The sequence below is a fragment of the Thalassotalea fonticola genome (genome assembly GCF_032911225.1).
Lineage (GTDB): Bacteria > Pseudomonadota > Gammaproteobacteria > Enterobacterales > Alteromonadaceae > Thalassotalea_A > Thalassotalea_A fonticola.
The window spans coordinates 2158460-2178377 of the sequence record NZ_CP136600.1; the positions used below are offsets into that span (position 1 = coordinate 2158460).

The 19918-nt window shown below is 38.3% G+C and carries 18 protein-coding genes; 6 read left to right on the plus strand and 12 right to left on the minus strand.

Annotation, left to right across the window (positions count from 1 at the left end):
- Position 1 precedes the first annotated feature (1 nt).
- From RI844_RS08830 to RI844_RS08840, 3 genes are all read right to left on the minus strand, one after another.
- The gene (locus RI844_RS08830) at positions 2-250 is read right to left on the minus strand and encodes a DUF2960 domain-containing protein (RefSeq protein ID WP_348398081.1); all 249 of its coding nucleotides are present in this window, start codon (positions 248-250) and stop codon (positions 2-4) included.
- A gap of 13 nt (positions 251-263) precedes the next feature.
- Entirely contained in the window at positions 264-923 is a 660-nt protein-coding gene (locus RI844_RS08835) for an alpha/beta hydrolase (protein WP_348398082.1), read from the minus strand.
- A 186-nt stretch (positions 924-1109) separates the two neighbouring features.
- Entirely contained in the window at positions 1110-1874 is a 765-nt protein-coding gene (locus tag RI844_RS08840) for a DUF4097 family beta strand repeat-containing protein (protein ID WP_348398083.1), read from the minus strand.
- Between the two features lie 196 nt (positions 1875-2070).
- On the opposite strand from RI844_RS08840, the gene RI844_RS08845 reads away from it, so the two are divergent.
- On the plus strand, positions 2071-3357 hold the full coding sequence (locus RI844_RS08845; RefSeq protein ID WP_348398084.1) for a CinA family nicotinamide mononucleotide deamidase-related protein: 1287 nt from the start codon (positions 2071-2073) through the stop codon (positions 3355-3357).
- Between the two features lie 230 nt (positions 3358-3587).
- Positions 3588-4433 carry a DUF2884 family protein gene (locus tag RI844_RS08850; RefSeq protein WP_348398085.1) on the plus strand — a complete coding sequence of 282 codons (846 nt, stop codon included), beginning with the start codon at positions 3588-3590 and terminating at the stop codon, positions 4431-4433.
- A gap of 56 nt (positions 4434-4489) precedes the next feature.
- Here the strand turns inward: RI844_RS08850 and RI844_RS08855 are convergent, their stop codons facing one another.
- The 3 genes from RI844_RS08855 to RI844_RS08865 form a co-directional block, all read right to left on the minus strand.
- A complete protein-coding gene (locus tag RI844_RS08855) occupies positions 4490-6187 on the minus strand; it encodes an NAD-dependent malic enzyme (protein ID WP_348398086.1) in 1698 nt (565 codons plus the stop codon).
- Between the two features lie 175 nt (positions 6188-6362).
- Positions 6363-6563 carry a Fe-S cluster assembly protein IscX gene (gene iscX / locus RI844_RS08860; RefSeq protein ID WP_348398087.1) on the minus strand — a complete coding sequence of 67 codons (201 nt, stop codon included), beginning with the start codon at positions 6561-6563 and terminating at the stop codon, positions 6363-6365.
- A gap of 214 nt (positions 6564-6777) precedes the next feature.
- Positions 6778-9090, minus strand: coding sequence for an aminotransferase class V-fold PLP-dependent enzyme (locus RI844_RS08865; RefSeq protein WP_348398088.1), 2313 nt, complete (start codon positions 9088-9090; stop codon positions 6778-6780).
- A gap of 261 nt (positions 9091-9351) precedes the next feature.
- Between RI844_RS08865 and RI844_RS08870 the strand changes: the two genes are divergently transcribed.
- Positions 9352-10464, plus strand: a complete 1113-nt coding sequence (locus RI844_RS08870) for a porin (protein ID WP_348398089.1) — start codon at positions 9352-9354, stop codon at positions 10462-10464.
- Between the two features lie 108 nt (positions 10465-10572).
- Here RI844_RS08870 and RI844_RS08875 read toward each other — a convergent pair whose 3' ends face one another.
- A complete protein-coding gene (locus RI844_RS08875) occupies positions 10573-11697 on the minus strand; it encodes a porin (protein ID WP_348398090.1) in 1125 nt (374 codons plus the stop codon).
- A 299-nt stretch (positions 11698-11996) separates the two neighbouring features.
- Between RI844_RS08875 and RI844_RS08880 the strand changes: the two genes are divergently transcribed.
- Entirely contained in the window at positions 11997-13199 is a 1203-nt protein-coding gene (locus RI844_RS08880; protein ID WP_348398091.1) for an NnrS family protein, read from the plus strand.
- A gap of 46 nt (positions 13200-13245) precedes the next feature.
- Positions 13246-14199, plus strand: coding sequence for a D-2-hydroxyacid dehydrogenase (locus RI844_RS08885; protein WP_348398092.1), 954 nt, complete (start codon positions 13246-13248; stop codon positions 14197-14199).
- Positions 14200-14273: 74 nt separating this feature from the next.
- On the opposite strand, the gene RI844_RS08890 is transcribed toward RI844_RS08885, so the two are convergent.
- Both RI844_RS08890 and RI844_RS08895 read right to left on the minus strand, forming a co-directional pair.
- Positions 14274-14711, minus strand: a complete 438-nt coding sequence (locus tag RI844_RS08890) for a DUF2375 family protein (RefSeq protein WP_348398093.1) — start codon at positions 14709-14711, stop codon at positions 14274-14276.
- 178 nt (positions 14712-14889) lie between these two features.
- Positions 14890-16230 (minus strand): NAD(P)/FAD-dependent oxidoreductase, encoded by a 1341-nt coding sequence (locus RI844_RS08895; RefSeq protein WP_348398094.1) that lies wholly within the window; start codon positions 16228-16230, stop codon positions 14890-14892.
- 104 nt (positions 16231-16334) lie between these two features.
- Here RI844_RS08895 and RI844_RS08900 point away from each other — a divergent pair, with 104 nt between their 5' ends.
- Positions 16335-16907 carry a GNAT family N-acetyltransferase gene (locus RI844_RS08900; protein WP_348398095.1) on the plus strand — a complete coding sequence of 191 codons (573 nt, stop codon included), beginning with the start codon at positions 16335-16337 and terminating at the stop codon, positions 16905-16907.
- A 122-nt stretch (positions 16908-17029) separates the two neighbouring features.
- Here RI844_RS08900 and RI844_RS08905 read toward each other — a convergent pair whose 3' ends face one another.
- The 3 genes from RI844_RS08905 to thrC all read right to left on the minus strand — a co-directional run bounded on the left by RI844_RS08905 (position 17030) and on the right by thrC (position 19904).
- On the minus strand, positions 17030-17764 hold the full coding sequence (locus tag RI844_RS08905; RefSeq protein ID WP_348398096.1) for a class I SAM-dependent methyltransferase: 735 nt from the start codon (positions 17762-17764) through the stop codon (positions 17030-17032).
- A gap of 67 nt (positions 17765-17831) precedes the next feature.
- Positions 17832-18524, minus strand: coding sequence for a uracil-DNA glycosylase (gene ung, locus RI844_RS08910; protein ID WP_348398097.1), 693 nt, complete (start codon positions 18522-18524; stop codon positions 17832-17834).
- Positions 18525-18608: 84 nt separating this feature from the next.
- Positions 18609-19904, minus strand: a complete 1296-nt coding sequence (gene thrC / locus RI844_RS08915) for a threonine synthase (protein WP_348398098.1) — start codon at positions 19902-19904, stop codon at positions 18609-18611.
- Between the last annotated feature and the right edge of the window lie 14 nt (positions 19905-19918).

Consider the following 19918-nt stretch of genomic DNA (forward strand, 5'->3'; position numbering starts at 1 on the left):
GTTAAGCTTCTTCTTCACGAACAAACTTAATTTCTGAAAAGCCCATACGAGCAAATTCTTTTTGGCGGAAGTTTTTCGAAATTCCCTGCCCTCTTGACGTTAATGCGAGTTGTTGCTCCATCGCAAGAAAGCTTTTTATATCTACATTTTCAGCTGCTGCTGCAGCTTCATACATATCGTGAAACAAACTGAATGAAAATGGTATGGTTTTACGCTTACCTTTAAACACGTATGTAACTTGCCTAGCCATAAAAATTACCTTCTTAGTTTAGTTTTTTCTGCAACCAAGCCGACACATCTGCAATTTGTTCTGCACAAACAGCATGTGGCATAGGATAAGTTTGGTAACTTGGATTAAAGCCTTTACTTTTAAGCGCGTTTACTGCCTGTTCACCTAAAACAGGGCTAACCACAGGATCTTGAGTACCGTGCATAACCGCAATATCAATACCTTTATTGGCAGCTGACACTTCAATGTCATCTTTAGTAGCAAAGTAAGTAGACATTGCCATTAAACCAGCCAGTGGCTTATCAAAGGTTAGTGCAGCTTGATAACCTACAGCACCACCTTGTGAAAAACCGGCAATAACGATTCTGTCTGCCGGAATGCCACGAGAAATTTCGCGTTCAATCAAATTATGCACCGATTGTGCTGATGCATTTAGCTGCTCACTATCAACTTTGCGGTCAATACTCATGTCTAAAATATCATACCAAGCAGGCATTACCACGCCGCCATTGATAGTTACCGGTATTTTAGGAGAGTGTGGGAATACAAAACGAATAGGCAATGAATCGGGTAAATTTAATACTGGCACAATCGGCTCAAAATCATGGCCATCGGCGCCTAAACCATGTAACCAAATAACACTAGCCGTAGCAGCTGATTTTGGTTCAACTTCAACACAATTTAAATAAGTCATCAATTTTTCTAATAAGTTAACATTGCCAGCATTATATCAGCAAAAAACAACGACAACACCATACGGGTTAACTCTTATAAATTTAAATACTTCTGCATTTTAAAAACATGATACAACATAGTGTTGGCAAAACAACAAAGCCTGCTTAGTTAGCAGGCTCATTGTTCACGCTATTAAATTAACGTTTTACTTTTTTAGGATTCGAATAGAACCGTTAACGCTTTCGACTTCTATATCACTGCTAGAGTCGCCGAAGCTGCCTTCTAGATCGTTACCGTAATATTTGCCTTTAGTTCCCGCTAAACCAAAATCAGTTTTAATGGCGCCATTACCAGTACTTGCTTCTACATTTGCACCAAAATTTTCAGGTACATATAAATGAATAGCACCATTTACCGTTTCAACTTCAATTTCAATATTTTTCGCGTTGTCAGCAAACGTTAACTCTACACCACCATTAACAGAATCAACTTCTACATCAGATGCTAAGCCAGTTGCTTCGACCGAGCCATTAACCACATCGGCATTAAGCTCACCTGATACATTGCTTATTGTTAGTGAGCCGTTTACTAATTCTATGTTACGTAAATCAATATTTACTGGTACCATAACGGTATAGTTAACACTTCCACCATTACTATTCTTTCCCCATTCACCTTCTTGTTCAAGATAGTCTGTTTCTACGGTTATACGATCGCCATTTTGTTTCATGCTGACATCTATGCGATCACGTGACTTTTGATTAGCGGCGGTAATTTCTGCAGTTACTTTTACTGAGTTTTGTTGCCAGGCTTCGATCGCAACATCACCATTAACATTATCGAGCACTAATTGACCTTTGCCACTTAGTTCAAAGGTTTTCTCAACAGTATCTTCAACATTTGCATGAGCACCAAAAGCGAGCATAGCGGTTAGTGCAATTATCGGCGAAAATTTATTTAGCGTATTCATTTAAAATCCTTCAAATTACTTTAGGTTCTGTTGATCTTTCAACTGCCCCTTATATGTTTATTTATGTTTTGTTTATCTGTTAATTAAGATGCAAGGTAAAACAAAAAGGTTTAAACACATTTAAAATTTTTTTTAGCCCACTCAAAGTGATACATTACCTTATTCTACAAACTATTAAAAAGAAGGGCAGTTATTAATGTTAAATGTGCAGTTATTACTTACTGGTAACGAATTAATGAGTGGGGATATTGTTGATACGAATTCAGTATTTATTGCCCGTGAGCTGAAAAATCTGGGTGTAGAGCTTACCCGCAAAGTTACTGTTGGTGATAATATGCAATTACTAACTGAGCAAATGGAACAGCTCAGTAAAGACGCAGATATACTGATTATAAATGGCGGTTTGGGGCCAACCGTTGATGATATGACCGCCCAAGCCTTGTCAGAAACAACTAAGCAATCACTAGCGATACACCCAACAGCATTAGAACAAGTAAAAGCATGGTGTGTAAAACGCAGTTATCGATTAACAGGGCCGAATTTGAAGCAAGCTTTACTACCTACAGGTTGTGATATCGTACATAACCCAATTGGCAGCGCGCCAGGTTTTTCTATTAATCATAACAGCTGTCAAATAATTTGTACTCCTGGTGTACCTGTTGAATTAAAAGCAATGCTGCGAGAAGAAATTTTACCTAATATTGCAGAGCAGTTACCCGAAGAGCTGCAAACCGTTACGCAAAAGCTTAAGGTGTTTGGTATTGGTGAATCCGGTTTACAAAAAATGGTTAATGATAGCTACCCTAATTGGCCAGAAGAAATCGAACTTGGGTTCCGTGCAACCATGCCACTTTTAGAGGTAAAGTTAACCAGCAGAAGTCATACCTCAACAACCCTTAGAGATGAGTGGTACAGTAAAATCAAGGGGCTATTAGGCCAACATATCGTCAGTGAAAACGGCGACTCTATCGCAGCGACAGTGGTTAAATTATTGAAGCAAAACGGTAAAACAATTACCACAGCAGAATCTTGCACCGGCGGAATGATCGCCGCTCAGCTGACTGGCGTAGCTGGTTGTTCAGATGTTTTTGAAGCTGGATTTGTGACTTATTCGAATCGAATGAAAGAAAAATTAGTTAATGTAAATGCACAAACCTTAGAACAATTTGGTGCAGTAAGTGAGCAAGTAGTAAAAGAAATGGTTAGCGGTGCTTTGGCCGTGAGTGCAGCTGACTATGCAGTTTCAGTGTCGGGTGTTGCCGGTCCTGATGGTGGCACAGAAGATAAACCTGTTGGCACAGTATGGCTTGCATGGGCTAATAAACAGCAAGTGTTCACTAAGAAGTTGTACTTACCCACACATCGAATTCATTTTCAAAATTTTATCGCCAACACTGGCTTAGATTTAATTCGTCGATTAATTTTAGGTTACCATGATGAACCACGTTATTTTGTCGAGCGCCAATTCAATTCAAAAACATAGTTAAACCAATCTGCATAAAGATATGGTCAACTCAGTCATTCTTTATGCAGAATGGTATTATGTATTGTTAACAATTAGTTAAATTGACTAAAAATAATTGATTAAATTAACATTTAACCTTTTAAACTTATCAGAAAAAGGCATAACACACTGAAAATTATATAAAATATATTATTGGCAAATATTTTGCTTTAATAGCTATTAAGTACAATAAAATTATGGAACAACTCATGAAAAAATCACTAATTGTAAATTTAACAGCAAGCCTATTACTGAGTACAACACTGTTAAGCACCGCAACAATTGCGCACGAAAAAGGCCATGGATCTGATTCAAAATCTGGCAGTTACTCGTTTAATAGCGACGAATGCTCTATAGATGTTAACTACGGTGTGGTGGTTGAAGGTGATAACATTCGCTTTATCAATAACGATGAAACCTATGTACAGATCAACAATAATCAGCAGCTGTTTGTTGAAGGTAAGTTAGTCGATTTGAGTGAGCGACAACAAGCGCTAGTTGCTGAATATTCTGAGCAAATAAATAGGCAAGTACCTGAAGTTGTAACTCTTGCTGAAGATGCAGTTGAAATTGCCTTTCAAGCTGTTAGTCATGTTGTTATTGGTTTAAGTGGTGACAACGAAAAAAGCAAAGCACGTGTTGATAGCATTTTTACCAAGATTAATAGCGAAGTTGAAAAACGCTTCAATGAAAAAGATGGTAGCTACTTTATCGCAGAGCAAGACTTTGATGAATTTGATGAATTTATGGAAGAAGAGCTAGAAGATGAAATTGAAGAGCTAATAACTGATTCTGTCGGTGATATTCTGATTGCCGTTGGCAGTGCAATGAACAGTGAAGAAGGAAATTTTGAAGAAAATATGGAAGCTTTTGGCGAACGTATGGAAAATATGGGCAAAGATATAGAAATGGCTGTTGAGGGTAAAGCTGAAGAACTGGGCAAGCAAGCCGAAAAGCTATGTCATAACCTAAAAAGTTTAGACCAACTCGAAACCGAATTATCCAATAGTATTAATGAGCTTAATGACTTTAATTTACTTACCGTAAGCGACTAAGTATATTTAATTTAAAAAGAGGCTGCTAATTAACTTTAGCAGCCTCTTTTTTTGTTCTATATCGTTGAACGCTTATAAGCTCGATATTCTGGTTTCCAGAAATTCGCTTCAATATTGGCTAATAATTGTTTCTCAGTAATTTCTAAAGCTAATCCTTGCTGCATAGCAAGCTTGCCTATCGCAAATGCTATGCTTCTACTAATACTGGCAATTTCAGTCAGCGGTGGTAACAATTCACCTTTACCAGTATTAGCCAGTGGAGATGCATTCGCTAGTGTTTCACTGGCTAGCATTAACATTTCGTCACTAATAAACTTAATATTTGCGGCTAAAACCCCTAAACCAATACCGGGAAAAATATAAGAATTATTACATTGAGCGATGTGAAATGTTTCGCCGTTATATTCAACAGGCGAAAATGGACTGCCGGTGGCGATAACTACATTACCTTCAGTCCAATTAATCACTTGTTCTGGCGTGGCTTCCACTTGCTTGGAAGGATTAGATAACGGAAAAATTATTGGTTTATCGGTACCCTCAGCCATCGCTTTGACCACTTGTTCAGTGAATAGTCCGGCTTGACCTGAAACACCAATAAGAATGTCTGGTTTAGCACATTGCATTACATCTAAAAGAGCAGCATATTCACCTGAGAATTGCCAATTTGAAATGACGTCAGTTTGCTGGACAAGTTTCTGCTGAAAATCTCGTAAATCAGCCATACCATCAGTTAATAAACCATATCTATCAACCATGAAAACTTGTTTGCGGGCTTGTTCGTCGGTTAACCCTTCTGAACACATTTGCGCGATAATTTGCTCAGCAATGCCACACCCAGCAGAGCCTGCACCAACAAAAGCTACCTTTTGCTGTGAAAGCGGCTTGCCTTTAATACGGCACGCCGCCAGTAAAGTACCCACAGTGACTGAGGCCGTACCTTGAATGTCATCATTAAAGCAACAAATTTCATTACGATAACGCTGTAACAATGGCATTGCATTTGGCTGAGCAAAATCTTCAAACTGTAATAATACATTTGGCCACCTACGAGTTACCGCCTTAATAAACAGATCGACAAAATCGTTATATTCTTCTTGGCTAATACGTTTATGACGAGCGCCCATATACATAGGGTCGTTTAGCAATTTTTCATTATTCGTACCAACATCAAGCATGATTGGCATGGTATAAGCCGGACTAATGCCACCACACGACGTGTACAATGAAAGTTTACCAATTGGAATGCCCATACCGCCAATACCTTGATCGCCTAAACCAAGAATACGCTCACCATCAGTAACAACAATTACCTTAACTTTATGCTTGGTGGCATTATGAAGAATGTCATCTATTTGATGCCTTTCAGCATATGAAATAAACAAACCACGATTACTGCGGTAAATATCAGAGAATCGTTCACAAGCATCACCAACCGTTGGTGTGTAGATGATTGGCAGCATTTCATCTAAATGAGACTGTACTAACGCATGAAATAAAGTTTCATTTTTATCTTGAATATTGCGTAAGTAAATATGCTTATTTATCGGGGTTTGAAAACTAGAGTATTGCATATAAGCACGCTCAACTTGCTCTTCAATAGTTTCAAAGCGCGGCGGGATCAAACCAGTTAAGTTGAAGCTTACCCGTTCACCACTGGTAAATGCACTACCTTTATTTAATAAAGGCGTTTCAAGTAATGTCGGGCCTGCATAAGGTATATATAACGGATGTTTTGGCTGTTGTTCTTTACTCATAGATCCACGCATAGTTTGGTTAACTTAAGAAAAACATGAACTGCACAAAAGTGGTGCAAATCATCGAGGCTGGCCATTGTACTGAGTTTTTACAGATTTATCTATTCATCTAACAGTTAACATAATAAAGAAAATTAAATTTATATTTCACATTGTGAAATGTCCTTATTCATATTCAATCAGCTTCATCTATCCACGCCAATTGAATGGCTTCAAGTACCCTTTCACCACAGTGGTTGGCATCATCATCAAACCTTTCAAGATCGAGCACCCACTGCCTGAGCTCGGTAAAGTGCAATTGGGTAGGATTTACATCAGGGTGTTCTTCAATTAAATCTAAAGCAATCTCAAGTGAATCTATCCATTTCAGACCCATAGTATTTCCTCAATAATTTTTAATTTAACTAAAGTGTATACTATATTTTTAGGTTTTCCCCCTAGGCTACAAACCTAAACCCGTCCATAGTGGTTTGCATTATTTCTTCCATGAAGTAAAAAAACGCCGAAAGGCGCTTTTTTTGGCTAGGGATGGCCTATATGACAAAAATGCATGGAGCAATTTTTTGTTCTTAATTGAGAACTGGTTGCAATTAGCTGTATAAGGCAAAACCACCTGGAACATGGTAAACATTCTCAAAGCCCATACGTTTTAATGTTTTAGCCGCAGCATCACTACGACTGCCACTGCGGCAAATACAAACAAACGCTGAATGTTGTTTTTGCTCATGGAATGTATGCACAAAATCAGTAAGCTGTGTAAGCGGAACATTCACTAACTGCTGTTCGGCAATGTTAACATCGCTGTAAGCTTCAAATTCGTGTGGTTCGCGTACATCAAGTACCATTACATTATCATTCTCGATTAAGAAAGATGTTAATTGCTCTGGCGTTACATCAATTGATGGGTCAATAGACTCTTTAATGCTACCACAGTATGTTGGCTCATCACTTGCTGTTATTTCTTTATCAATTGCCGCTTTTTCATCAACAAAAACTGTACTATCAATGGCGTCTTTAATAACTTTCGATAATAGCGGAGTATTTGCTGATTCAAGTGCTAACGTTGTAGTAAATAGCTGTTTGTAATCGTGTGCAGGGCAAATCAATGTATCTTCATTGATTACAGCTGATAATTCTTTAATTGACGAGTAAAGCGCAGTGCTATCGCTAACATCAAAATCACTTCGGCCAATGCCACCAATTTGAATGGTATCGCCAGAGAATACATAATCAATATCATCCGCAGCTAATTTACCTGCAACAGCAGTTCCTAAAAGATAAGCAACGCTATTGTTGGTATGACCTGGTAATGCGACTTTAACTAACACTTTTTCACCAATACTAATTGCCGAAGCAACACTATCATTAGCAAGAGTCACTTGTGTAGTTGTAGCATTGTTCCAACCTAATTGGTCAAAATCACCGGCAGGAACTTTTTCGCCTAACAATTCACGTAGAATAGCAGGAGTATCGGCTTGCTCATCATGCTTGTGAGTCGCTAAAATGGCTTTAATGCTATAGTTTTGACAAGACACTAAAGTATCAAACTTAGCCACCAACTCAGGTACCGGATCAATTAAAACAATTTCTTTTGCATCTTGATCGATATAACACCAAGTGCATTGTTGGTCATAGATCCACTGTTGCAGACCGTTAGCTTTTGAATCAAAAGTCTCATCAGCATCAGATAAAATTAAACAACTGTGACGCATGGCAGCAACTGCATTTTTAATTGCACTACAGGCTTGATCAATTTCTTCTTGAGTTGAGGCCGGGCCGAACGACATACGAATGGCACCTTCGCTTTGCCAAGTTGATTTACCCATAGCATCAAGAACAAAACTTCCCGTTACTTTCGAACTACAAGCTGAGCCTGCGCTTACACGAATACGGGCAGCATCAAATAAATTCATAATGTCTTTACTTGATAAACCTTCAACAGAAAAGTTTAACGTTGTTGGCAATGAATAGTTAAAGTCATGGTTATAAACAATTGTCGGGAATACTTCTGCTAATGTTTCAGCCAGTTGCGCACGATATGCAACTAATACCTGATGAGACTTAAATGTGTCATCATTCTCGTCTGCTAATAATTTGAAAATAGCATTTAAAGAAGCAATGCCAGGTAAGTTTTCTGTACCTGAACGTAAACCACCTTCTTGTCCACCGCCTGCGATAATTGGCGTGTAAGGCGCTGTTTCACGAACATATAAAAAACCGATACCTTTCGGGCCATATAATTTGTGACCACTGAACGGGGCATAATCAATCGTTGTATTTGATAGCGCTAATGGAATTTTTCCCAACCCCTGCACACAATCAACCATCCATAATACATCGCTATTATTAGCGCGAATGACGGTTTCTAAACCAGCTAAGTCTTGAAAAACCCCGGTTTCATTGTTAGCGATCATGGTACAGATCATTAATGCGTTTGGCACATTCGCAGCAATAAAATCAAAATCTAAGATGCCGTTTTCATCAACCGGGATAGCGACAACTTCCGCGCCAATATTTAACATTTTATTCCAATGTTTAAGCGTTTCCGGAACAGCTTTATGCTCAGTAGCACCGTAAAGTAATACTGGCTTTGTAATATTGTGAGCAGTTTCTCGCGCAGCGTTTAATGCTGAGATAATTGAGGTTTGAATACCTTCGGTTGCACCACTGGTAAAAATAATTTTACCATCTGTTGCACCTGTTACCTGGCGAGCCAATGTACGAGTTGAATCAAGAATGTATTTAGCTCGAATACCGGTCATATGACTAGAGCTCGGATTACCGTAGCATAGGTTCATCGTGTGAATTGCAGCTTCAGCTGCTTGTGGTAACACCGGCGTAGTTGCGTTGTTATCCAAATACACCTCGTTTTTCTGAGGTTGGATATCAGTTAAATTTAACATCTTAAAATTCTACTCTTACTAATAATGGCGTCTATTCTACTAACTTATATCTAATAACACTAGGTTATAAGAGCGTAAAAAATTGTTAATTTAGTCAATTTTTAACCTTTTATATCACTAATTCCTTACGAGAAGATGACATACAAAAATATAAACAACCTTTGATGTGTAAAACAATTGTTAAAAATAAAGAAAAATCTGAATCTTTGCATATACTTAAATCAATCAATAAAAAAATACTGCTGAATCTAGGGAAAAACAATGGAATATAAATTTCAATTTGCAGCAATCGCTGTATTTACTGGTTTATTAATCTCACAACAAGCCAATGCCATAGAAGTATTTAGTAATGACAAAACTTCAGTTTCAACTAGAGGTTGGTTGCGTCTCACCCTGCAAAGCACCGAGGACACTGATGAAATAACAGATTCTGGCTCTCGTTGGGGATTAGATTTCAAACATAATATAGAAGGTGACTGGACTGCCGGCGTGACCGCAGAATGGGCAACCAATTTTGAGAAAAATGCCAACTTAACTCTTAGTGGTGACAGCAGTGGCCCATCAGGAAGTAGTGGCGATGCCTTAACGTCTCGTCTTGGCTATGTGCACTTTACCCACGATAAATGGGGGGCTTTCGGCGTTGGTAAACAATGGAGTGTGTTTTATGATGTCGTCGGCGTAACCGATGTTTTAAATTATTACGGTGGTAACGCAACGGGGGTATATAACTTAGGTACCGATGGTGGCTTATCAGGAACAGGCCGTGCGGAACAAGCGATCACTTGGCGCAAAGCCTTTGGTAATTTTAATGTTGGCGTGCAAATGCAAGCACAAGATGAAGCGGTAATTATTAATGACCCGGGAGGTCCATTCGATGGCGAAGAAATTGCTACCATGGGCAATGGCTTTGGCGCGGCAGTAAGTTACAAATGGAATGATTTCGGCGTGGGCGCAGCAGTGAACACCAGTGAAATTGATACTGTTTTCGGTAGTGCCGATGATACAAGTAGTGGTGTTAGTGCAACCTATGGTGACTCTAGTTTAGGTTTTCATGCAGCTCTTGCATTTGTAGTCTCTGAAAACCATGAGTTAGATAATAATGGTGACTTTATCGATGCCATTGGCTCTGAAGTTTATTTGAAATATACCATGCCCGGTAGAATTGGTCTTTATGGCGGCATGAATTTTTTAGAGGCAGATGAGTCGGGTAATGACTTTGAAATGTATTACAACTATATTGGCGCCGAGTACAAATTCGAAAATAGTTTTGGACTTATTTATGTCGAAACTAAAATACATGACGACAGAAATGACGATGGCAGTGATGGCAGTGATGATTCAGAGCTAGCGCTTGGTGTTCGTGTAAATCTTTAGTCATTATGCTCTGTCCCTTCCTTGAAAAAAAGCCTTCTCAAAGAAGGCTTTTTTTATTAACTTTGTATCCCGTGTCCCGTACTGAAATAGGCTTACCCTATTAGGAGTTTAAAACGAAAATCGTGCGCCAATGGCTAATATATCATCGTCATTCTCTGTGCCGTCGAAGTTTGTTGATTCGTCGAGCTTATACTCTGAATGAATACGGAATTTATCAGAGAAATGATACGCAACGCCAGCTACCATGTACGCTTTTTCGTAATCATCACCGTCATCAGAGCTTACCGAGTTGTAACCTCCTAGAATTTCTAAATCATTAGCAAAACGATAAGTAACCATAGCTTCAACACCGGTAGATTCAGCAACCATATCACCTTGTTCATTAAACTCATGATTTTCAGCTTCAGTTGCTACAACTGCGGCGTATAAACCTTGCTGACCCAGAGTACCGTACGTCACACTTACAGCAGTTAAGGTGTCATCCAATTCTTCTGAAATTAATGAATTCAAGCCGGTCATTTCAACAGAAGCTTCGTTATAACCAACACCAACACTTAGACTAAATGGTAGGGCATAAGTTAAAGCAACACCATAGGAGTTATCGTAAATTAGCTCTAAATCATTATCAGGGATACCTGGTAATAACTCATTCAGCGGGACCACTTCTTCAGTACCTTGCATTTGTACACTAACATTTAAGTTACCGAAGCTGTTGTTGTATTGAATCGCTTGTTCTGCACGACCTGCTCCAGTGTAACCACCGTCACCTAAAGCAAATGAGCCTGCACCATCACCACCAAACACATAAAAGTTATCCGTTACACCTGTTACGTTGTAAATTGAGCCCCATTGCTTACCAAGCGTCACAGAACCCCATTTCTCATGCCCCATACCAACAAAACCTAAACGACTAGATAAAGTGTCAGACGCTTCACCTTGGGCTAAATTAGAGTCACCATTTAGCACTAAGTCAGAGTTGTTGCTCACTAGGCTCACTGCCCATTCAGCTTTTGCAAAGGCAGACCAGCCATTGTTTAATTGGTGTGAAAATGTAAAGTTGATACGAGAGTTACCGTTACTTACTTCGTCGGTGCCATCCGCCATTACATAGTTAGCACCAAAGAATCCACCTAGTTCTAAGCTGCTTTTATCATCTTTGAATAATTCCATAGCAGATATTGAAGGTGAAGTTAGTGCAATAGCCGTTGAAGTTGCAATAAGTTTAAGTTTCATATTTAACCCTTAAGTTGTATGTAATGGCTCATAAAATGTGTTTATGAACAATAAGTAATAATTTGTTTGTGCTATTGATAATTGTTTTATAACAGGGAGAATTGCGTAAAAATAGAGCGTTTTACAACTTAATACACTCAAAAACAACATCTTCTGAATTTAACTACTGGCTAGTTACAGACATTGCTAACAACTTGTAAAAACTAGTTTTTTATTGACATTAATCATTAACAAAACTAAACATTTGAAGATCTTTAAGCTAAAATAATAGCCATAAAATTCAGGCCAGAGGCTGAGCTATGCAAATTACCGATCTTGCTCAAGAACAAAAAATCACTCCACTCTTTCGCTTAGGCTTTCGCCCTTTCTTTGCCTTTGGTGCTCTTTTCAGTTTGTTATCAATACTTATTTGGGGCGGCTATTTAGCAGGAAAAATATCTCTTAATTTATATGGCGGAGGGACATTTTGGCACATGCACGAAATGATCTTTGGTTTTGTCTGTGCCATCGTAGTTGGTTTTTTACTCACTGCAGTACAGAATTGGACTGGACAAAGAGGTCTATCGGGCAAGCCGTTATTATTGTTGTTTTTGCTGTGGTTCGCTGGCCGTTTAGTTATGCTCTTTCCAGATATATTAGGCCAACAATTAAGCGGACTCATTGATATCGCTTTTTTACCGGTAGCAGCAACTCTACTTGCAATGCCTATTATAAAAGTAAAACAAACTCGCAATATGTTTTTTGTGCCACTGTTATTACTCTTTACATTAGCCAATATTATGATGCACCTATCTATAACTGATAGCAGTGTAAATCAGATTATGCCGTCCGCTTATATTGCAGTGATGCTGGTAACACTTTTGATGTCAATTATGGCAGGTAGAGTAACGCCAATGTTTACTGCAAATGGCACGCAAACAACTAAAGTACAACCTATTCCAGCACTAGAGTTAACCACCAATGTCAGCTTGTTTTTATTGGTGCTTAGCTATTTTGTTCATCCGTTTGTTGAAATTCCAAATACCATCAAAAGCGCATTATTTTTAACTGCCGGGATCAGTCAAATGTTTCGTTGGCTGCGTTGGAGGCCTTGGATCACATTTGGTGTGCCACTACTTTGGTCTTTACATAGTGCGCTGTTCTTTATTTGGTTTGGCTTGATTATGCTTGGTATTGGTCATATATTTGACACATTCCCACTAAACCATGTTTGGCACTTACTTACCATTGGCGGTATGGGCGGATTAATTTTAGCAATGATTTCTCGTGTTACCTTAGGCCATACCGGCAGAGCTTTACAGCCACCAAAAATAATGAATTTTGCGTTCATTTTAATGTTAATTGCAACGATGAGTCGAGTATTTGGACCTTGGTTTATGCCGGAAAGTTACAGTGCATTTATCAATTTCAGCGTGCTATGTTGGTTTTCTTCGTATGGAATATTTGTTATAAAATATGGTCCTATGTTACTTACCCCTCGTAAAGATGGACGTCCAGGTTAAAACCAAGGAAAAGTTCTCAAAATTGAATAATTTGAAAGGAATATAAATGCGCGCTGTTTTTCTAGATCGTAGCACGATCAGTGCAGATATTGATTTATCAGCTATTGAAGATCAAGTAACAAATATTAGCTATTTTGAACAAACGGCTACTGAAAAAGTAATTTATCGAGCAAAGTTTGCTGAAATAATAATAACCAATAAAGTCATAATTTCTGCCGACATAATCTCCAAGCTACCAAAGTTAAAACTGATTTGTATTGCCGCCACTGGGACTAATAACATTGATTTAGATGCTGCGAAAGCTGCAGGCGTGGGCGTATGTAATGTTAGTGGCTATTCAAATACTTCGGTTAGCCAATATGTATTTGCGATGTTATTAGAGCATATGAACAAAAGTTCACACTACATTGAAAATACTCGTCAGTCATGTTGGCAAAATAGTCCAATATTTTGTCACTTTGGTTTACCTATTAATGAACTTGCGGATAAAAAGATAGCAATTATTGGTTATGGTGCATTAGGTCAAGGAGTGGCTAAAATAGCGAATGCGTTTTCAATGCAAGTGCTTGTAGCAGAAAGAAAAGGAGCCTGCAGCGTTAGAAATGGCCGCGTGAGTTTTGAACAAGCGATTAGTCATGCCGATATTATCAGTTTACATTCTCCACTTACTAAAGACACTGAAAATTTGCTCAACAGCAACACAATTGAGCAAATGAAAAAAGGGGTAATCATAATTAATACCGCTCGTGGCGGTTTAGTAAATAGTAAAGATTTATTGCAAGGTTTAAAATCTAAGAAAGTTGGAGCGGCAATTTTAGACGTATTGGAGCAAGAGCCGCCGCCGGCAGACCATCCTTTACTCAACGCAAAGTTAGACAACTTAATGATCACTGCACATATCGCCTGGGGCAGTTTACAAGCACAACAAAGGTTAATTAATAGTCTTGCTGAAAATATTGAAAGCTTTCAGCAAGGTGTTAATTTAAATCGAATTGTTTAATTTGAAACTTGAACCAATCTATAGAAGTATAAAGTCAGCTTAGTACTTATTCGGATTGGAATTAGATGAAGTGATTATGCAATCTTCTCAAGTGGTAATATGCGCTCGCCTATTTTGTTAAGAACCTTCAAGTTCCCATCATAAACGGTTAGTATATTTCTAAATTTTTTAAATTCATTCGGGATCAGTACTTTGCCATTATTGGTGTAAGGATAATGGAGTACTTGATGCTTTAGTTCTAACGAACGGTTATTGTAATAAAATACTGAAACAGTTTTTTTATCCTGTGGTTGCATCTTCTTCTGGCGATTGTTTTTTTGAGTGTATTCGATTTCAAGAGGAATATTTTCGCCATCACAAACTGCAACAATATTCTTATTCACTTTAAAAGATTGAGGAATGATAACTCGGCCATGTTCAAGCGCCGGAAATTCACCTACATGCTGATTTAGCTTCAGTGTATTTACATCGTAGTAAATCACAGTAACTAATTTTTTAGATTGGTTTGGCATTGATTTTGAACTCTTTATAATTATTATTTTATGAGTTCCATTCGTTTCTTCACCGATAGAAAAATTCTACTGATAATTAGAATCCTTCCAAATGTTAATGTTAAGTTAATAAACTAGAGTAAATTGGTCAAGTATTATATTGCAATTTATTACAGGTCAGAGCAGATGAATATTTATGTTAAAAATAAGCATCTTTAATCTTCCCGTAATGAAAATACCCCCATTGCCCTAAACGCCTTAATGCCGGCAGCGGAAATTTTGGCAACGGGCTGTTATACAAAGGTAAATTAGGAAGTTCAACACCTGCCACTTTATCAGCTAAACGCTTTCCTGCTTGCACCGCAAAAGACACGCCATTACCGCAATAGCCCATTGCATAATAAACATTGGAATTATCTTCTGCTTGGTTAATGTGAGGGATATCATCAAGTGACATACAAATCCAGCCAGACCATGCATGTTGATAGTTTATGCTCTGTAAGGCAGGAAAACTTTGCTTGAGCACGCCAAGAAGTCGATTAGTATAGTATGGGTCATCGGCAGCTTTACCGGTAATCGCACCACGACCACCAAATAAAATTCTATTATCAGGAAGCTTTCGGTAGTAATACTTTAAGGCTCTGGTGTCCATAATCACATTGGATGTTAAAAAATTACACGCTTGCAGTTGCTCTGCATTTAGTGGCTCGGTAACTATAATTTGTGATAATACTGGTAAAGTCTTATTCGCAACCGACGAATGAAAATTTTTCGGTGTATATCCATTAGTCGCCAATACAACCTTTTGCGCCGTAACAGTTGCATGAGGCGTGGTTATAATCTGTTTTTGATTTCGCTCTGTTAACTCAATTACCGGCGAGCCAGTATGTATTTTAACCCCAGCATCTTGTGCTAGCTTTTGATAACCCCAAGCCAATTTTAACGGGTTAATACCAAAGCCATCATTAAACCTTATTGCCCCATGAGCATTTTGATCTGCCATATAATTTTGATGCAATTCATCTTTGCAGATAATATCAACGTTATATGAAAAGGTATTTTGTAATAGTTTAGCTTGAGTGACCAAACCAGCAAACATTGATGGCTTATGAGCAACCCTAATATAGCCACTACTTTGTTGTTCGCAATCTATTCCTTCTTTTATTAATGCATTAACGCTATCGACCCCCTGACAAACCTCTGAGTATATGCCACGCATTACTTCTTCGCCCCAACTTTTAGTCATTGCCGACCAAGGTTTACGCCCCGTAGACTTTAGGATAAAGCCAGCATTACGACCACTACATCCCCATGCAGTTTTATTTGCCTCTAACACTACTGCTTTTATGTTGTGCTCACGGGATAAATGCAAAGCACATGATAAGCCAGTATAGCCACCGCCGATAATAACCACATCAGCATTAATATCTGCAGTCAATTGGCCATTATCTTGCGGCGCTGCACCACTGACACTAGCCCAATAACTTTCAGGATAATCAATGTTGGTACCAGGGGATAAATCATGAAGAGGATCGTACATGCATATTTTCCGAATTGACCCTAACAATTTAAGCATGTCAGGCGTATTAATTTAAGTTAATATAGTGTCATATTTTCCATTGATAAATAAGAGTTAATTTAGCAATGCGCGAGCAACAACAAATTACATTTAGACCGATGAATAAAGATGATTTTGATGATGTTATTTCATTAGGTAACTATGTTCATGGTGATGGCTACATGACCGATGAAAAAATTAACACCTGGTTTGAGAAAGGGTTAAAAGATCGACTAAATTCTAATTTTGTCGCTTTCGATAACGGTAAAATTGTTGGTTTTAGAATTAGCTATAGCCCAAGTAACTGGCAACCTGACCAATGGTATTCACCAGACCTATGGCAAACTAAATTAGCCGACACCGCCTATTTTAAATGTAATACCGTCGATGCAAATTACAGAGGTTCTGGAATTGGTTCGCAATTGCTGAAACTATCTATTCAGGTGTTAAAACAACAAGGAGCTAAGGCAGGTGTAAGTCATCTTTGGCGCCAAAGTCCGGGTAACAGTGCGGTAAAATACTTTACCAAGTGTGGTGGCGTTCTGGTTAAAGACCATCCTGATAAATGGTATCAGGATAGTGTTGATGGCTATGAGTGCACCATTTGCAAGAATGACTGCCACTGCGTAGCCGCAGAAATGATCATTTATTTCGATTAGAGCATTCAGATTAATACTGCTAATGTAATCAGGAAATTCTCGATAAGGCTTATTTCGCCCTCCGTTTCTCGTTTCTCGTTTCTCGTTTCTCGTTTCTCGTTTCTCGTTTCTCAAATTACCATTTACTTTCTAAACAACAAAACAAATCTATCGGTTTTACGGTACACCTCAGGATCAAAAGGACTTAACTCATAATTATCTTTAGGGTTAGCTAAAACGTCAGTTTGTTTAACAAAATGAAAACCAAAATCTTTTAATTCTCTAACGACATACTCGGGAGCTATACGGTGCTTTTCTTGACTGTATTCTATACCTGTACCGATTGGTGCACTATGATCAATAATTAATAAGGTGCCCCCCGGTTTCAAAGCTTTGTATAGTTGTTTTAGTAGTTTATCTTGATCGATATTCCAACCATCGATAACATGGTGTAAATCGTGATACCCCAACACAAAAAAGATACTGTCCAGTACATTATCCTGTAACAGCAAATCGTCTGTTTCATGTACATATTGAACAACATTAGTGAGGCTGCCATCTGCCATACGCTTTTGTAATTCTTGACCAACATACGACAAATAAGCCTTATTATTATGCAAAAACACTTTGCCTTGTGGGCCAACTACTTGCGATAAAATTTCAGAATAGTAACCAGCACCGGCAAATAAATCTAACACATGCATGTCTGGTTTTACGCCTGAAAATTCAATAATGTCCAGTGGTTTACTGGTTTTATCACGAACTTTATCTTGTTCGCTGCGATGCGGCTGTGCGAGTAAATCTACAGAATTGGCATAACTGAAAGCACTTGTATTAAGTAGTAAAATAGCAATTATTAATTTGAACTGATTAGTCATAATTTTTTCTTTTGAAAGTGGCTCTACAGAATTTAGCACAATTATAAATTATAACGGGTAACAAAGCTTATAAAAGTGATATTTGCCCTTCATTGTCTATATTGTCCAATTGCCAATTGATCGCGCTTTGTTTTTGGCTAATTAAATATTTATTCGCTTTAGAAAAATGCTTACAGCCAAAAAAACCTCTATAGGCTGATAATGGTGAAGGGTGTACGGTGCTTAGCACAAAGTGTTTATTGGTATCGATAAACTTACCTTTCTTTTGCGCATGACTGCCCCATAACATAAAAACCACCCCACTAGAGTGCTGATTAATTAATTCAATAACTTTATCGGTATAGCGTTCCCAGCCTAATTTGGCATGTGAATGAGCATTGGCTTTTTGCACTGTTAGCACGGTATTTAATAGTAACACCCCTTGCTTTGCCCACGGTGTTAAACAACCATGATTTGGGGTGTTGAATCCTTCTATATCCGTTACTAGTTCTTTATACATATTGGCAAGTGACGGTGGCACTTTAATCCCCGGTTTAACTGAAAACGATAAACCATGAGCCTGACCTTCTCCGTGATAGGGGTCTTGACCTAAAATTACCACCTTAACTTGTGCAAACGGTGTTAGAGAAAATGCAGTTAAAATCTCGTCATTACTAGGATAAATATCGATACCTTGCGCTCTTTCATCAGCAATGTTTTTTAACATCACTTGGAAGTATTCTTGTTGCTGTTCTGTACTTAGAAGGTTATTCCAGTTCATATCTTCCATATTCCTTCTGCCCTGAATTAAAAAAACATCCGAGCAAAGCAAGGATGTTTTCATTTTAACTTATCAAATTACTTTTTAAGATGCGTGTGCCATTAAGAAAGCATGCAAATCAGTAAAGTCGGCGTTCATCTGCGAAGAAAGTATCGTTTCACCAGCACAATCAGCTAACTCTTTTGGTAAGCCTAAAGGTCGGCCTAAGGTGCTTTCTACGGTATCTTTAAATTTAGCTGGATGAGCAGTACCTAAAAACACACCAAACTCATTGTCATTCAGATCATAGCTCAATGCTTTATAAGCAACACCTGCATGCGGTTCACTAATGTAACCTAGACCATTTAGCTTATGCATGGCAATTTGCGTTTGCTCTTCATCAATGGCAACTGAACTTAAACAATCTTCAGACAATATACCTGACTTAAGCATATGCTCAACTCGTGGCCAGTTGTTCGGCTTAGAAACATCCATAGCGTTTGACATAGTGGCGATCGTTTCATTTGGTGACCATTCACCGGTTTTTAAATATCTTGGTACTGTATCGTTAGCATTTGTTGCCGCAATAAAGCGTTTAATTGGTAAGCCCATTGCTTTAGCCAGCATGCCGGCAGTAAGGTTGCCGAAATTACCACTTGGGATAGAAAAAACTAAATCGTCAATTTTTCCACGTTGACGGTAAAGCTGAGCAGCAGCTTCAAAATAATAGCTGATTTGTGCCAATAAACGACTGATGTTAATAGAATTAGCCGAGTTTAACCCGATTGCTTTAGCAAGGTCTAAATCATCGAAAGACCGCTTAACCAGTTCCTGACAATCATCAAAACTGCCATCAACGGCGATGGTAGAAATATTACCACCTAAGGTAGTAAACATTTTCTCTTGTAATAAGCTTATTTTGCCTTTCGGATATAAGATCACAACTTTGATGTTTTCAAGTCCATAAAAAGCATGAGCAACAGCCGCCCCAGTATCACCTGATGTTGCTGTTAAAATAGTAATTTTGTCGTTATCACCTTGAGTAAATGATTGTAAGCATTGCGCCATAAAGCGACCGCCAAAATCTTTAAATGCCAGAGTTGGGCCGTGAAATAATTCGAGTACCGAATTGTTCTCATCAATTGGTTGAACTAATGCAGGGAAATTAAACGCACGAGTAACGATGCTGCTAAACTCTTCTTCGGTTAAATCGTCAGCAACAAACGGGTAAAGAATTTTAACGCTACGCTCAACTAGTGGCATAGACAGTAAATTCTCAATATCATCGTATTTAGGTAACTCTTTAGGGAAGAATAAACCTTGATTTTTTCCTAACCCCTGACGTACAGCTTGTGAAAAACTCACTTCTTGTTCAGGGTGTTTCAAATTATAAAATTTCATAATAATCCTCTAAT